We start from the raw sequence: 15,103 nt of genomic DNA, 5'->3' as shown, positions 1-15,103 counted from the left end.
CAGTGCGTGGGTGGGTCAGCTCGCCGAGGCCAGCGGCTGTGCGGCGAATCGTTCCCGCAGCTCGGCCCGGTCGGGCTTGCCCGCCGGAGTGAGCGGCAACTCGTTGACGACGAGCAGCCGTTCGGGGTGCTTGCGCTGCTCCAGGCCACGCTCGTCGAGGTGGGCGCACAGCTCTTCGAGCGTGGGGACCCGGCCCTCGCGCGGCACCACACAGGCCGCGAGCCGCTCGCCCATCAGCGGATCGGGCACGCCGACGCACACCACGTCCCGGACCAGCGGATGGGTCGCGAGCTCGATCTCCACTTCCGCCGGGCTGATGTTGGCCCCGCCACGGATCACCACGTCCTTGAGCCGACCCACGATCCGCAGGGTGCCGTCCTCCTGGAGCACGCCCAGGTCGCCGGTGCGCACCCAGCCGTCGGCGGTGCGGTAGCGGCTGTCGAGGTCGGGGGCGGCGACGTAGCACAGCGGGGTCATCGGCCCGCGTGCCACGATCTCGCCGACCGTGCCCCGCGGCAGCTCCTGCAGTTCACGGGTCCCGGGCGCGGCGATGCGGATGTCGGCGACGCGCGGGTCCGGGTGGCCCGCCAGGACGCCCGGCCCGTCACCGCCCGCGCTCTCCGGGGCCAGTCCCGTATGGCAGTTGACGCCGTCGGCCGAGCCGTACAGGTTGACGACCGGGCAGCCGAAGACGCGCCGCGCCTCCGCTGCCGTGGCCTCGTCCAGGGGTGAGCCGCCGACCACGAGGGCGGTGGGCGGGGTGAACTCGGGGTGGCCGCCCTCGGCGACGCGGTCCAGCATCATCCGGATCATGGTCGGCACGCCGAGGACATGTGTGGGCTCATGCGCGGCGAGGGCCTCCAGCGCGGCCTCGGGGGTGAAGTGGTCGAGTAGGACCAGGGTGCCACCGTGCCGGGCGAGCGCCACGGCGGTGCCATTGCTGCCGAACGCGGAAGCCAGCGGCACCAGGAACAGACAGCGCGGCGGCCGCCCGTCGGTCATGAGGGAGGCGAGGAAGTTGCCGCGCCCACCGGCCAGCGCGTTGTGCGAGTACGCCACCATCTTCGGCTCGGCCTCGGAGCCGGAGGAGACGAGGATGCGAGCGGCGGAGTCGGGGTGAGGGCGGGCCGGAACGAACGTCTTGGGGTCGGTGCGCAGCAGCTCGGACAGCGCGACCGCACCCTCGGGCGTGGTGCCCGGCCCGGCCGCGATCACGGCGCGCAGGGCGGGCAGTTCACCGGCCAGGGCCAACAGGTCGGCCGCGTGCTGGTTGCCCCGGTGCTCGGCGGCGGCGATGACCGCGACCGCCTCCGATCTGGCGAGCAGCGACACCGCCTCCCGTCCGCCGCGGCCCACCGGGAACGGCAGCGCGACGGCGCCCAGGGCGGCCAGTGCCAGGTCCGCGATGACGGCGTTGCGGCCACCCGGCAGTTGTATGCCGACCACGTCACCGGCGCGTATGCCCAGGCCGGACAGTCCCGCGGCGAGACATCGCGCCTTGCGGTCCAGCGCGGTGTAGCAGAGTGTGCCCTTGGCGTCGATGACCGCCGTGCGGTGCGGGTCGGCGATCTGGTGGGCGCGGTAGAGGCTGTAGAGGTCGAGGTCGGGGCAGGTGCCGTCGACGGCCCAGGAGCGGCGCAGGTCGGCGGGCAGCAGGTCGTGCAGGGTGACGGTCATGCGAAGCTCCAGGGGTCGGGGACGGCGGGGGCGCCGTGCGCGTCGCGGCTGATCGAGCCGGTGGAGAGCAGGTCGGCGAGGTCGGTGACGACCGGGACGGCCGCAAGCCCGCGGCCGCGTAGCTGTTCCAGCGCCTGTCCGGTGGACAGCGCGCGCAGGTCGTGGGGGATCGCGGCGTGGTCCGGCAGGGCGATCCAGCCGTCGCCCGTCGGCAGCGGACGGCGGAAGCCCGCCGGTTGCCGTGGGTCGAGCCCTTGTACCGCCCGGGCGCGGGCGGGCGCGGTGAGGACGTCGGCGGCCCCCAGCAGGGACGAGTCCACCCGCACCCCGCATCCCGTGCGTTCCCTCAGCAGCAGGCCCGCCAGCACCGCCTCGGCGCCGAGCAGCCCGCCCAGCACGTCGAGCAGAGTCATCAACGACGGCGCCGGCGGCTCGTCGGCGGGCCGGACGGCCTCACCGACCCCGGTACGGGCCTGCACCATGAAGTCGGTGCCCATGGGCGCGCCGGGCAGCCGATCGGCCCAGCCGCTCGTGTACGCGTAGACCAGCGCCGGGTTGGCGGCGGCCAGGTGCTCGTGGTCCAGGCCGAGCTGGGCGGCCTTGCCGGGCGCCCAGTTGTGCAGGAAGACATCGGCCTGCGCCGCCATCTCGTACAGTCGCTCCCGGTCGGCGGCGGACTTGATGTCCACCTCGACGGCCTTCTTGCCCCGGTTGAGCGCCAGCCAGCGAGCCGAGATCCCCGAGCAGGCGGGCGGCATGCCCCGTAGGGGATCACCGCCCGGCGGCTCGATCCGGACGACCTCCGCGCCCAGCAGGCCGAGCAGATGGGCGGCGAGCGGTGCCTGAATACGGCGGCCCGCCTCCAGGACGGTCAGCCCGGCGAGCGGGGCGTCCACAGGTGCCGTCGTACCGGCGTACGACGCCCCGTGCGCGGCCAGTTCCCAGGGCGGCGCGCCGTCGTACTCAGCGGCCCGCCGCGCGAGCGACGACAGCGGGCATACGTCCGCGCCGGAGCCGTCGGCGGCCTCCCGGACCCGCTCCCAGGGGCTGGCCCGCACGATCTCGTGCAGGACGGGCGGAAAGGGCGCGCAGGCGGTGGCGTAGCGGAACTGGAAGGGTCGCCAACCGCGCCGTATCGCCTCCTCGGGCGCGCCGAGCGCACGCCAGAACGCGGCCCAGGCGCCCGGGTCGAGCGTCTCCAGCTCGAAGAGGGTGCCGTCCGCCGCGGTGAACGGCGGTCCGCCCGGCGCCAGTTCAGCGGCCTCGCCCTCCTCGGCCCCGGCGGCGGCCAGATACTGCGAGACCGTCAGCAACCCGGCCCGCTCGGCGCTCACCTCCGCGTCGGGGACGCGTCCGCCACGGGCCTGCGCGAGCAGCCCGGCCAGCAGTGCCTGCACGGTGAGTACGCCGGTGGCGGTGCCCGCGTAGTCGACGGCGAGGCCGCGTGGGCCGCCGTCGCGACGGCCGTGCACCGCCATGATGCCGGTGGCCGCCTGCACGGTCGCCTCGTCGACGACGCCGTCACCCCACGTCGTACGGGCGGTGACGGCCCCCGACCCGGACTGCCGTCCGGCAAGGGCGAACCGGCCACCTGGACGGCCGTCGCCCGTGGCGCCCAGCAGCCGCAGATGCTCCGCGACGAGACCGTCCGCCGGACCGGGCGGACCCGAGGTCTCCACGCGCAGCCCCTCCAGCGGACGGGCCGTGCGCAGGGTGATGGGTGTGGCTGGAGTTGCCATGCCTCTCCTTCCTGACGCTCGGGAACCCGGGGGCGGTCGCCCCCGACCTGTTCCACGACAAGAGCAGTCGGACCGGCGAGGGCCGGAGTTCCCACGGGAGCGGAGGAAAGTGGTGCGAGTGACGCAGGGTGAGCCCCAATGCCCGCCTGACATCGCGGAGTTGCGGCAGCGGGTGGCGGAATTCGTCCGTGAGCGGGTCATGCCCCAAGAGCCGGTGCTGGACGGGGGCGGGCCAGAGGCGAGAGCCGTGTTGGCCCAGCTTCGGAAGGAGGCGAAGGACGCCGGACTCTGGGCGTTGCCGCATCCCGCCGAACTCGGCGGGCAGGGGCTGCCATTGCGGTCGTATGCGCACATCGCCGAAGTGGAGGGCGCGAGCGACCACGGCCCGGCGGCACTCGGCTCAGCGTCGCTGCTGGACGCCCTGATGCTGTGGCGGCACGGCAGCCCGCCCGTCCGCGAGACGTATGTCCCCGCCCTGATCGCCGGGGAGCTGCGGGCCTGTTACGCGATGACCGAACCCGACGTCCCCGGAACCGACCCCGTGCGCATCGCCACCCGCGCCGAACCGGCCGACGGCGGGGCTTGGCGGATCAGTGGCCCCAAGTGGTTCACCACCGGGGCGGCGGACGCCGACCTCGTCACGGTGCTGGCGCGGACGGACGGCTCGGCGCCGGACCGGGAGGGGCTGTCACTGCTGCTGGTGCCCACCGCTTCGGCGGGCTTCCGGGTGGTGCGCGACCTGCCGGTGCTCGGCGCGGCGGGTCAGGCCGAGATCGAACTGGATCAAGTGACCGTCGACGCCGACCACCTGATCGGCGAGCGCGGCAAGGCCCTGACCGTCGCGGGCGAACGGCTGCAGCTCGGCCGCACCCTGCGCTGTCTGCGCTGGCTCGGACAGGCCCAGCGCGCCTTCGACCTGATGCGCGCACGCGCCCGCTCCCGTGGTCCGCTAGCCGACCTCCAGCTGGTCCAGCGGCACATCTTCGAGTCGCTGCTGGCCCTGCGCACCACCCGGCCGCTCGTCCACGAGGCCGTGGCCCGGCTGGACGCCGGGCTCGACGCCCGCGTCGAGGTGGGCCTGGCCAAGGTGGCGGCGGCCCGGACGCTGGAACAGGTGGCCGACGCCGCGATCCAGGTCCACGGCGCGGCAGGGCTTGGCCCGGACACCCCGCTGCCCGCCCTCTTCCGCACCGGCCGCGCGGCACGCATCCTGGACGGCCCGGACGAACTGCACATCACCTCGGTGGCCCGCCGGGTGCTGCGGACGGACCCTGCTTAAGCGGCGTCGACGAGGCCGGTGAGCAGGGCGAGCGCGCACGCGAGGAAGAAGTCGCCCCAGATCAGCTCGTGTCGGACGGCCGTCGCGGAGGTGAGGTCGTAGCAGCCGTCCAACAGGCGGCCGTCATCGGTGAGATGGGAGCGAGCCAGCTCTTCGAGGACGGCGACGGCCCGCTCCCGCTGCCCGAGGAGGAGCAGGGCGGTCGCGGTGATCGCGGCGGCGGAGGTGTCGCGAGGGCCGTCGGGTCGCGCGGCGTCGGCGAGCGGGACGAGGTCGTCGGGCAGCAACTCGTCCGCGGGACCGGCGACACCGAGATGGTGTACGGCCTCTGCCACCGCCAGCAGCAGCCAGGCCGGGCCTCGGCTCCAGCCCGGCGGCGGATCCTCCCGGGCGGTCCAGCCCGCCGTCGGGTCGTACCGCCACGACCAGCGCCGTGGCCGCTGTCCGAGACAGAGGTCGAGATGGCGCCGCAGATGGGATACGGCCGCCTCCGCGTCCACCGTGGCGAGCAGCGGCACCAGCCCCGGCACCCCGTCCACCCGGGCGAGCAGCCGGGGCCCGCCGAACGCCGAACCCCAGGGCACCAGGCCCAGTTCCCGGTCGAAGGAGTCCAGACAGGCCCGGGCCGCCCGCTCCCGCAGGCGAAGTCCACCCTCGGCCAGGGCAGTGCCGTACCAGAAGATGAGCCCCCGCGTGGCGGTGTCCGCCTCGGACCAGCCCGCGAGCCGGGCCGTACGGAGCCGCGCGGCCTCATGGTCCCCCGGATCACCGGTATACCGGGCGCGCAGCCACAACAGCCCTGCCCAGAAACCGCCGGTCCACGAGCCGCGCCCGGTCGTCGTCCACCTCCCGTCGGCAGGGTCCGCGAACAGCGGGAAGCGGTCGCCGACCTCGGCACGGGTCACGGCGACCCGGCCGAGCACCGAAGCAAGGGCACGATGCGCCCACGACGGGGCGGGCGTCGTCATGTCCGTACGGCCGTACGACGTTCCCGCAGCGCCCACAGCACGGCGACCGCTCCCGCGCCCGCGAACTCGCCCGCCACGAGCCCCCACCCGGCCCCGTACCGTCCGGCTTCCGCCAGCAGACCGAACAGCGGCGGCCCGATCGCGAACCCGGCGAAGAACCCGGCCGAGACCAGCGCGGAGTCCTGGCCCGCCCGGCCGGGAGCGGCACGCTGCATCACCAGGACCATCGACACCGCGTTCGCGGCGACCGCGAAGACCCCCACGGCCACGGCGGCGGCCCAGGCGAGCGGAGGGGCGTACGAGGAGACGGCCAGGAGCAGCGCTGCCCCCACCGCCCCGGCGGCCAGCAGACCCGGCAGCCACACCGACCAGCCGGGGCGGCCCGCGACCTTCGACCAGCCGACCCGCCCGGCGATCCCTGCCACGCCCAGCACGGCCACCAGCGCGCCCGCCGCGGTCGGGCCGAGACCGAGCCGCTGAACGCCGTACAGCGCCAGATACGTGTTCACGGAAGCGATGCCGCAGCCCAGCAGCAGCGAGAAGACCATCAGCCAGGCGATCATGCCGCGCGGCACCCAGGTCGCCGGGGTGGACTTCGCGGGCGGATCGCCGGCCAGCGCCCGCGCCGCCCACACGGCCGCCACGACCGCGGCGCCCGCCGCCGTCCACACCGCTGCCCGCCACCCCGCGAGGCCGGCGAGCGCCGCGAGTGGCAGCCCGGCCGCGAACGCTCCGAGCTGCACCCCCGACTGCTTCGTCCCCGTCACCGAGCCGCGCCGGGCAGGCGGTACGGCGGCCAGGATCGCCTTGTTCGTGGCCGGGTTGGCCAGCGCCTGCGGCAGCCCGCCGAGTGCGACCGCCGCCAGCAGGAAACCGGCGCCGGGCGCCGCCCCGATGAGCGCCAGCGCCAGCGCCGACACCGCCAGCAGCGCGACCAGACACCGACGAGGCCCCACCCGGTCCACCACCCGCCCGCCGACGGGCGAGAGCACGGTCGCGGTCGCGAACCCGACGGTCGTCGTCAGCCCCAGCACGGTCGGGGAGACGCCGAGTTCGTCCACCAGTCGCGGGCCCAGGGCCCCCAGCAGGAACAACTGCATCATCGAGAAGGCCATGGCGCAGGTCAGCAACGCGGTCAAGGCACCGCCGCCCGCCCTCGCTTCGCCCACCTCGGCAGCCGTCCCTGTCCCACTCCGACCCGTCGTCACAGACGCACCTCCCAGCAAGAGCAGTCGGCCCGAACCGCTTCCGGGTTCCGGCCCTTGTTGTGGCGTGTGCCACATGTGCGGCGGGCGTGGCGGTTCAGGACCCTGCGGGCACCGGCTCCTCCCCGCACACCGCCTCCCAGGGGACCGTGCGGTCGCACCAGCGGTGCAGGAGGGTGCGGTCGTGGCCGACGGTGAGCAGGCCCGCGCCGGTGGTGGCGCGGTACTCCTCGACGACCGCGACCAGGGCGGCGGTGGTGGAGGCGTCGAGCATCGCGGTCATCTCATCGCACACCAGCCAGCGGGGCCGCAGGACGAGAGCACGGGCGAGGCAGGCGCGTTGGAGCTGGCCGTCGCTGACTTCGTGGGGCTGTCTGCCCAGCAGGTCGGGGGTGAGGCCGACGGTGGTGGCCAGCTCGGCGACTCGCTGGGGTATCTCCGCGCGGCGGCCGGTGGCGCGCAGCGGTTCGGCGATCAGGTCGGTGAGCCGTAGCCGGGGGTCCGCCGAGAGCCTGGGCTGCTGGAAGACGACGCCGAACGCGGTGCGCAGCTCGCGGGGTGCGCGGTGGCGCCAGTGCCGTACGGGGACGCCGTCCAGGAGCAGGGTGCCGGAGTCGGGGCGGTGCAGGAGGGCGGCGACGCGGGCGAGGGTGGACTTGCCGCAACCGCTGGGGCCGAGCAGGCCGACGGCCTCGCCGGGCGCGAGGGTCAGGGAGGCGTTCCGTACGACGGGTGCGTGACGGTCGTATCCGGCGGTGATGGCGCGTAGTTCAAGCACGGATGTCCTCGGGGGCCGGTGCGGCGGGGCGCGGGTGCTCCGGGCCGTGACCTGCGAGGGGGTGGTGGCAGGCGACGTCTTCGGTCATGGGCGGCAGTGCGGCGCAGGTGTCGCTGGCGCGGTCGCAGCGGGCGGCGAAGGCGCAGCCGTCGGGGAGGTCGCCGAGCTCCGGGGGCAGGCCGGGGATGGGGGTGAAGGCGCGGTCGGGGAGGGCCTGGAGGAGGCCACGGCTGTAGGGGTGGCGGGGGCCGGGTGAGCCGAAGAACGCCGTGGCGTCCGCGAGTTCGACGATACGACCGGCGTACATGACGGCGATCCGGTCGGCGATGCGTTCGGCTGCCGCCAGGTCGTGGGTGATCATGAGCAGGGCGCGTCCGCCGCTGTTCGCCGCGTCCGGGCGGTCGATGTGGCGGCGCAGTTCGTCGACGGTGCGGTCCACCAGGTCGCGGTCCAGCCCCGTCGTCGGCTCGTCGGCGAGCAGCAGGGGCGTGTCGCCGACGAGGGCGAGCGCGGTGGCGGCGCGCTGGGCGAGACCGCCGGAGAGCTGGTGCGGGTAGCGGTCGAGGTGGTCCAAGGGGAACGCCGCACGGTCGGCGACCGCCTCGGCGGCCGCACGCCGGGCGGCCTGGCCACGGACGCCGGTCAGTTCCGCGACCGTCTCCTCCAGCTGGGAACGGATGGTGCGGACGGGGGTGAGGTGCGCGGCCGGGCTCTGCGGGATGAGCCCGATCAGACGGCCCCGCACCCGGCGCGCGAGGGTCCGTTCACCGGCGGAGAGCAGGTCGATGCCGCCGAGCCGGGCCTCGCCCGCGGTCTGGGCGTTGGCCGGGAGCAGACCGAGCAGGGCGGAGGCGAGAACGGACTTGCCGCAGCCGCTCTCGCCGATCAGGGCCAGACACTCACCGGCCGCCACATCGAAGTGCGCGTCGGCGACAGCGGCGACGCGGCGCCCGCCGGGCATGAGGAACCGCACCGAGAGCCCGCGCACCGCCAGGACGGGCGGTCGTTCGGCGGGTCGTTGAGGTGTGCCTTCGGCCGGTTGTTCCGGCAGGCGTTCGGCCGGTGGCTGGGTTGGTCGTTCGGTGGGGTGCTCTGGCAGTGGTTTGGCTGGTCGCTCGCCCTGTTGCTCCGGCAGTTGCCCGGCAGGTTGCTGCGTTGGCCGCTCGGCGGGGCGATGAGACGTGCCCTCGGCCGGTTGTTCGGGCAGCCGATCGGCCGGTGGTTGGGTTGGTCGCTCGGCCTGGAACCCGACGAGGTCGACCCGCTCCTGGGCGACGCCCTCGACGGCTCGCTGAGGCGTACCCTCGGCCAGTTGTTGAGGCCTACCCTCGGCCAGTTGTTGAGGCCTACCCTCGGCCAGTCGTTCCGGCAATCGTCCGGCCGCACCCTGCGGCAATCGCTCGGTCACAGCATCAGCTCCGATCGGCGGCGGGGATTGATGCGCTCCCGCCAGGCGCCGGCGAGTCCGGCGAGGGCGAGGGTGGGCACGATGATGAACAGGCCGGGGAAGAGCGTCGGCCACCACTGCCCGGCCAGCAGCGAGCCCCGCGCGGTCTGGATGAGGGTGCCCAGGCTTGCCGTGTGCGTGGGCAGCCCCAGCCCGAGGAAGGACAGGGCCGACTCGTGCCACATGGCGTGCGGCACCATCAGTACGGCGGCGAGCGCGGCCTGCGGCAGCACACCGGGCAGCAGGTGCCGTACCGCCACCCGCCACCGCGAGGCGCCCCCGGAGACGGCGGCGTCGATGTACGGGCGCGAGCGCAGGGAGAGTACCTCGGCGCGGACGATGCGTGCCGTCGACAGCCAGTGGGTGAGCGCGACCGAGACGACCACCGGCCAGACACCTGGCCGGAACATCGCGACGATGAAGATGCCGAGCAACAGGTGGGGTACCGACGAGACGGTGTCGACCAGGCGCATGATGCCCCGGTCGACCCAGCCGCCCACGGCACCGGCGGTGGCCCCGACGGCGGTGCCGACCACGGTCGCCGTCAGCGCCGCCGCCACACCGACGAGCAGCGAGACCCGCAGGCCGTACACGCAGCGCAGCAGCAGGTCCCGGCCGACGTCGTCGGTGCCGAACGGGTGCGCCCAAGACGGCGGTTGCAGCTTGGCGGCCAGATCGACGGCCTGCTGGTCGAGCTGCACCAGCGGCGGGACGAGCACGACGGCGAGGACGGTCAGGGCCACCAGCGCGGCGGACACCCGTACGCGCAGCGTGCGGGTCGAGCGGCGCGCGGGACCGGCGGAGCGCCATACGGTGCCGGGCCGAATCCCGTTCTCAACTGCGGTATCAGCCATGGAAGTCACCAACGTCACATGTCACTGAGCTTCACCCTCGGGTCGAACAGTCCGTACAGCAGGTCGGCGAGCAGGTTGCCGACGAGGACCGCGGCGGTGGCGGGGGTGGTCAGGGCGGCGAGCAGCGGGAAGTCGACGGCGGTGGCCGCCTCGACGGTGGCCGCGGCGATGCCCGGCCAGCTGAAGACACTCTCCACCAGCAGTGCTCCGGTGATGAGTTCGGGAACGCGGGAGCCGATCAGGGTGAGCACCGGCAGCAGCCCGGAGCGCAGGGCGTGCCCGAGCAGGACGGTACGTTCGCTCAGCCCCCGGGCGCGGGCGCCACGGACCGGATCCTCCGCCAGGGCGTCGCCGACTCCCTGTCGCACATAGAGGGCGAACCAGGGGAGCTGGGACACGGCGAGCACACCGGCGGGCAGCACGAGGTGGCTCGCGACCTGCCCCGGGGTGACCTGTTCGCTGCCGGTGTCCGTCAGTCCGCCCGCCGGGAGAACATCGAGTTGCAGCGCGAACAGCCAGACGGCGAGCAGGGCGATCCAGAAGACCGGTGCGGCCTCCAGGGTGTACGCGAGCGAGGTGACGGCCCGGTCGAGCATCGACCCGGGACGGCGGGCGGCGAGTACACCGAGCAGCGTTCCGGTGAGCACGGCCACCGCGAACGCGACCGCGCAGAGCAGCGAGGACCACACCAGACGTTCCCCGATCACCTGGGCCACCGGCTGCCGCAGCACGCTGGAATGGCCCAGGTCACCGGTGAGCGCCGAGGTCAGCCACTCACACCAGCGGGCGGGAAAGGGCTGGTCCACACCGAGGTTGTCGCGCAGCCGGTCCAGGGTCTCCTGGTCGGCGCCGAGCGCGGCCGTGCCGGCGTACGCCTTGACGGGATCGAACGGGGAGGCGGCGGCGATGGCGAACACGCCGAACGTCACGACGAGGAGGACGGGGACGGCGAACAGGGCCCGCCGTCCCGCCAGGCGTGCCATCGCTCCCCAGGGCAGGGGCGTCACTTCTTGGGCTGCCAGTCCTCGATGTTCCACCACGGCCCGCTGGCGAAGCCGTGCTCGTGCGGTTCGAGCTGCGTGGTCAGACCGTCCCACCGGTCCGCGAGTACGTAGAGGTGGTCGATGTGGGTGAGGAAGGTGTAGCCGGGGTCCTTCACAAGCTCGCGCTGGAGCGCGGCGTAAGCGGCCTTCCGCTCGGCCGGTTCCTGGGTGCGGCGGCCGGTGTCCAGGGCCTGGTCCACGGCCGGGTTGTCGTAGTGCGCCATGTTGTTGAAGCCGTCTCCGGCGAGCGAGGAGTGCAGCAGCGTGTAGAGGCCGAAGTCGGGGTCGCCGGTGCTGCCGAAGCCCGCGAGGACCGCGTCGTCCTTCATCCGCGGTTCGATGACCTCCCAGGTCGCGCTCTCCACCGTCACGTCGATACCGGCCTTCTTGGCGTCGGAGGCGTAGGCGAGGGCATGGTCCTGGCGGACCTTGTCACCGGAGGGGTAGAGCAGGGTGAACGCGGCCCGCTGTCCGTCCTTGGCGCGGATGCCGTCCTTGCCTGCCTTCCACCCCGCCTCGTCGAGAATCCGCTTGGCCTTGCCCAGGTCCTGCTCACGCTCGATCCCCTTGGCGAACGAGGGATCGTCCACGGGCAGCGGCCCGTACGCCGGTGTGCCCGCGCCGTCGAGGATCTTGTCGACCATGGCCTTCCGGTCCACGGCGGCATCGAGCGCCTGCCGGATCGCGCGGTCGCCGGTCACCTTGTCGGCCGTCGGGAGGGTGACGGCACGGAAGTCGTATGACCTCGCCTGGTACGACTTCATGCCCGTGTCGCTCTTGAAGGTGGCGGCGAGGTTGGGCGGGAGGACCGCGCCGTCCAGGTCGCCGGAACGCAGCCGGGTGGCGCGTACGTTGTCGTCCGCGATGACGGCCATGGTGAACGTCTTCACCTTCGGCGCGCCGCCCCAGTAGTTCGGGTTGGCCTTGAAGGTGAGTTTCTCGCCCTTGCTCCAGGCGGAGAGGACGTACGGTCCGGTGCCGACCGGCTCGGTGTTGAAGGAGCCGGTGTTGGGATCCTGCTTCCCCGCGATGTGCTCGGGGACGATGGGCAGCACCGTGCGCCCGGCGAAGGGCGCGTACGGGTACTTCAGCGTGAAGACGACCTTGTCGTCACCGCTCGCCCGGACGTCCTTGACGGCGTCCAGTTCGCTCCTGGCCGTGTTGTTGGTCTTCTCGTCCAGGATGGTCCGGTACGTGAAGACCACGTCGGCGGCCGTCAGCGGTTCGCCGTCGCTGAACTGCACGCCCTCGCGCAGGGTGTACGTGTAGGTGAGGCCGTCGTCGGCGACCTCGGGAAGCGACTTCGCCAGGGCGGGCTTCAGCTCCAGGTGGGCGTCCCGCGCGAGCAGCCCGTCGAAGATCTTGGAGTTGCCGTCCTTGCCGTAGCCGAGCAGCGGGCTGAGCGTGTCCGGCTCGGAGCCCACGCCGATCACGACGGATTCGGCGGAACTGCCACCACTCCCACCCTCGCTGGGCGCGGAACAGGCGGCGACCCCGGCCACCACCGCCACCGCGACGGCGGCACCTCGTATTCGACGGGTCGACGTCATGAGCCCCACACCCTTATTGCCTGGAAACCTTACTTGCACATGATGTGCGACAAGCAGGATACCCAGGGATTGAACAACCCTTGACCTTCCTCCGTATCCCGGGTCGAGTAGGCAAGGCGAAGATCCGCATCGAGGCGGAGCAACTCCGCCAGGGCCGCTCGACGTTCCCTGAAGCAGCGTTCGGTCGGCCGTCACCCCTCCCGCGGAGTGGACTTCACGCGTCCCGTCGCCGTGGCTGACGGACGACGCAGCAGCCCGGTGTTTGGCTTGCCGAACGGTCGTTCTCCGCGATCGTGCTCGACGGCGAGGAGGAACATGATGGCGGCACCGCGCGAGGTGGACGAGGCGAAGGTCGAGGCCTTCATGGAGAAGGCGCTCGGGGACCTCAGTGGGATGATGACGGTCGGGTTGTGCCATCTGGGCGACAGGCTGGGCCTGTTCAAGGACCTCGTGGCCCATGGCCCCGCCAACAGCCAGGACCTCGCGGACCGTCTCGATCTGAATGAGCGTTATGTGCGCGAGTGGCTGCGCGGCCTCACCGCAGCGGGCTATCTGGAGGAACCGGAGCCCGGGCGCTTCGCCCTCCCCGCGGAGCACGCCCCGGCCCTGGCCGACGAGTCGGGGCCCATGTTCCTCGGCGGCGTCTACCAGATGGTGCCCGCCGCGCTGGCGCCGTACGAGCGACTGTGCGAGGCGTTTCGGCGTGGGGGCGGCGTACAGCAGAGCGAATACCCGGACATCCTGTGGGACGGCATGAGCCGTTTCACGGGGAGCTGGTTCGAGAGCGTGATGGTCGACGACTGGCTGAGCACCTTCCCCCACGTCGTGGAGAAGCTGGAACGGGGCATTGACGTCGCGGACGTGGGATGCGGCGCCGGCCGCGCGCTGATCGTGCTCGCCCAGGCGTTTCCCCGCTCGCGTTTCACCGGTTTCGACAACTTCCCGGTCCAGGTGGAACGTGCCCGCCAGAACGCGGAGCGGGCCGGTGTCACCGACCGCGTGACCTTCGAGACGGTCGATGCCGCCCAGGGCCTCCCCGGGCGGTACGACCTCATCACCACCTTCGACGTCATCCACGACTCCGCCCAACCGAAGCGGCTGCTCGCCGCCATCAGGGCCGCGACGAAGGACGACGGCGACTACCTGATGCTGGAGATCAACTGCGAGGACCGGCCCCAGGACAACGTGGGCCCGGTGGCGACGATGTTCTACGGTTTCAGCATGTTCTACTGCATGACCACCTCCCTCGCGAACGACGGCGCCGCCCTCGGCACGTGCGGCATGCCGGAGGCGGTGGTCCGCAGTCTCTGCGCCGAGGCGGGCTTCAGCGACGTGGCCCGCTCCACGGCGGACGACCCGTTCAACGTCCTGTACGACATCAGGCCGTAAGCAAACAGGTGAGGACCGCGATATGCCCGGCGAGCGACCGCAGTTGTACGAAATCCTCGATGACCGGTTCCGCACAGGCAGGTGCCACGCGGGCGACTCGAAGCTGGAGATCCTCTTCGAGGGCTGCCGCTGGGCAGAGGGCCCCGTCTACGTTCCGGCCGGGCGGTACCTGGTGTGGAGCGACATCCCCAACGACCGCCTGCTCCGCTGGGACGAGACCACCGGCGCGGTCGGCGTCTTCCGCTCAACCGCCGGTCACCCCAACGGCAACACCCTGGACACCGAGGGCCGCCTCATCACCTGCGAGCAGGGCAACCGTCGCGTCACCCGCACCGAACACGACGGCTCGGTCACCGTGATCGCCGACCGCTTCCAGGGCAAGCGGTTCAACAGCCCGAACGACGCGGTAGTGAAGTCAGACGGTTCGATCTGGTTCTCCGACCCCGACTTCGGGATCAGCACCGACTACGAGGGTCACCGCGCCGAGAGCGAGATCGGCGCCTGCAACGTCTACCGTGTGGACCCCGCCACCGGCGAGGTACGGCTGGTCGCCGACGGCTTCAGCGGCCCCAACGGCCTCGTCTTCTCCCTCGACGAGCGGCAGCTGTACGTCTCGGACAGCCGGGCCAACCATATCCGCGTCTTCGACGTCCACGACGACGGCACCCTCGGCGACGGCAGCGTCTTCACCGAGTGCAAGATCGGCAACTTCGACAACATCCGCTTCGACGACCAGGGCCGGCTCTGGGCCGCCGCCCTTGACGGCGGCGTCCACTGCTACGACCCGGACGGCACCCTCCTCGGTCGCCTCCTGGTCCCCGACACCGTCGCCAACATCCGCTTCGGCGGCCCCAAACGGAACCGCATGTTCATCGCCGCCGACACCACGCTCTACTCCGTCGTCCTGTCCGTCACCGGCACCCCACCGCTGCCGATCGCCCGCCCGTAAGGCGCGCACCAAGACGAGCGGGGATGGCCGGATAGAGCCCTGTCCGCCCGATCGCCCCGCCCCTACGATGCGAGCGCTCCCGACCTTCACCGTGCGTTCACAGCTTCCCCCCAGGTCGGGGACGCGCTTGGCTCCACATGGGCATGAGTTTGACATGTTCATGACTGAACCATCGTGGTTGCCACCCCCCGAACAGAGGGCCCGAGGAAACCCCGACCGGAAACC

12 protein-coding genes are annotated in these 15,103 nt (G+C 72.6%); 3 read left to right on the top strand and 9 right to left on the bottom strand.

The features are described 5' to 3' along the window. Positions 1–15: 15 nt before the first annotated feature. Both SSP24_RS15330 and SSP24_RS15325 read right to left on the bottom strand, forming a co-directional pair. Complete coding sequence (locus SSP24_RS15330) at positions 16–1,677, bottom strand: class I adenylate-forming enzyme family protein (protein WP_141310078.1); 1,662 nt, start codon at positions 1,675–1,677, stop codon at positions 16–18. Further along, a complete protein-coding gene (locus SSP24_RS15325) occupies positions 1,674–3,416 on the bottom strand; it encodes a CoA transferase (protein WP_141310077.1) in 1,743 nt (580 codons plus the stop codon). Before SSP24_RS15325 ends, SSP24_RS15330 begins: the two co-directional genes overlap by 4 nt. Before the next feature lie 151 nt (positions 3,417–3,567). Between SSP24_RS15325 and SSP24_RS15320 the strand changes: the two genes are divergently transcribed. After that, a complete protein-coding gene (locus SSP24_RS15320; protein ID WP_373306753.1) occupies positions 3,568–4,695 on the top strand; it encodes an acyl-CoA dehydrogenase family protein in 1,128 nt (375 codons plus the stop codon). Here the strand turns inward: SSP24_RS15320 and SSP24_RS15315 are convergent. The 7 genes from SSP24_RS15315 to SSP24_RS15285 form a co-directional block, all read right to left on the bottom strand. Beyond that, positions 4,692–5,663: a sugar ABC transporter permease gene (locus SSP24_RS15315; RefSeq protein ID WP_141310075.1), complete on the bottom strand. Its 972-nt coding sequence runs from the start codon at positions 5,661–5,663 to the stop codon at positions 4,692–4,694. The genes SSP24_RS15320 and SSP24_RS15315 overlap by 4 nt on opposite strands. Next, entirely contained in the window at positions 5,660–6,778 is a 1,119-nt protein-coding gene (locus SSP24_RS15310; protein ID WP_141310147.1) for an MFS transporter, read from the bottom strand. Before SSP24_RS15310 ends, SSP24_RS15315 begins: the two co-directional genes overlap by 4 nt. Positions 6,779–6,965: 187 nt before the next feature. Then, positions 6,966–7,646, bottom strand: coding sequence for an ABC transporter ATP-binding protein (locus SSP24_RS15305; RefSeq protein WP_141310074.1), 681 nt, complete (start codon positions 7,644–7,646; stop codon positions 6,966–6,968). Beyond that, a complete protein-coding gene (locus SSP24_RS15300) occupies positions 7,639–8,607 on the bottom strand; it encodes an ABC transporter ATP-binding protein (RefSeq protein WP_141310146.1) in 969 nt (322 codons plus the stop codon). The genes SSP24_RS15305 and SSP24_RS15300 overlap by 8 nt, the downstream gene beginning before the upstream one ends. Before the next feature lie 443 nt (positions 8,608–9,050). Further along, positions 9,051–9,947, bottom strand: coding sequence for an ABC transporter permease (locus SSP24_RS15295; RefSeq protein WP_141310073.1), 897 nt, complete (start codon positions 9,945–9,947; stop codon positions 9,051–9,053). 14 nt (positions 9,948–9,961) lie between these two features. Then, a complete protein-coding gene (locus SSP24_RS15290) occupies positions 9,962–10,930 on the bottom strand; it encodes an ABC transporter permease (RefSeq protein WP_141310072.1) in 969 nt (322 codons plus the stop codon). A gap of 20 nt (positions 10,931–10,950) precedes the next feature. Beyond that, entirely contained in the window at positions 10,951–12,540 is a 1,590-nt protein-coding gene (locus SSP24_RS15285; protein WP_141310071.1) for an ABC transporter substrate-binding protein, read from the bottom strand. A 315-nt stretch (positions 12,541–12,855) separates the two neighbouring features. Here SSP24_RS15285 and SSP24_RS15280 point away from each other — a divergent pair, with 315 nt between their 5' ends. After that, the gene (locus SSP24_RS15280; RefSeq protein WP_141310070.1) at positions 12,856–13,929 is read left to right on the top strand and encodes a methyltransferase domain-containing protein; all 1,074 of its coding nucleotides are present in this window, start codon (positions 12,856–12,858) and stop codon (positions 13,927–13,929) included. Between the two features lie 22 nt (positions 13,930–13,951). After that, positions 13,952–14,878, top strand: coding sequence for an SMP-30/gluconolactonase/LRE family protein (locus SSP24_RS15275; RefSeq protein ID WP_141310069.1), 927 nt, complete (start codon positions 13,952–13,954; stop codon positions 14,876–14,878). The last annotated feature ends 225 nt before the right edge of the window (positions 14,879–15,103 follow it).

This window comes from Streptomyces spinoverrucosus, assembly GCF_006539505.1.
Lineage (GTDB): Bacteria > Actinomycetota > Actinomycetes > Streptomycetales > Streptomycetaceae > Streptomyces > Streptomyces spinoverrucosus.
Note: the sequence above shows the minus strand (reverse complement) of the source record. Positions and strands in the feature narration are given on the sequence as shown.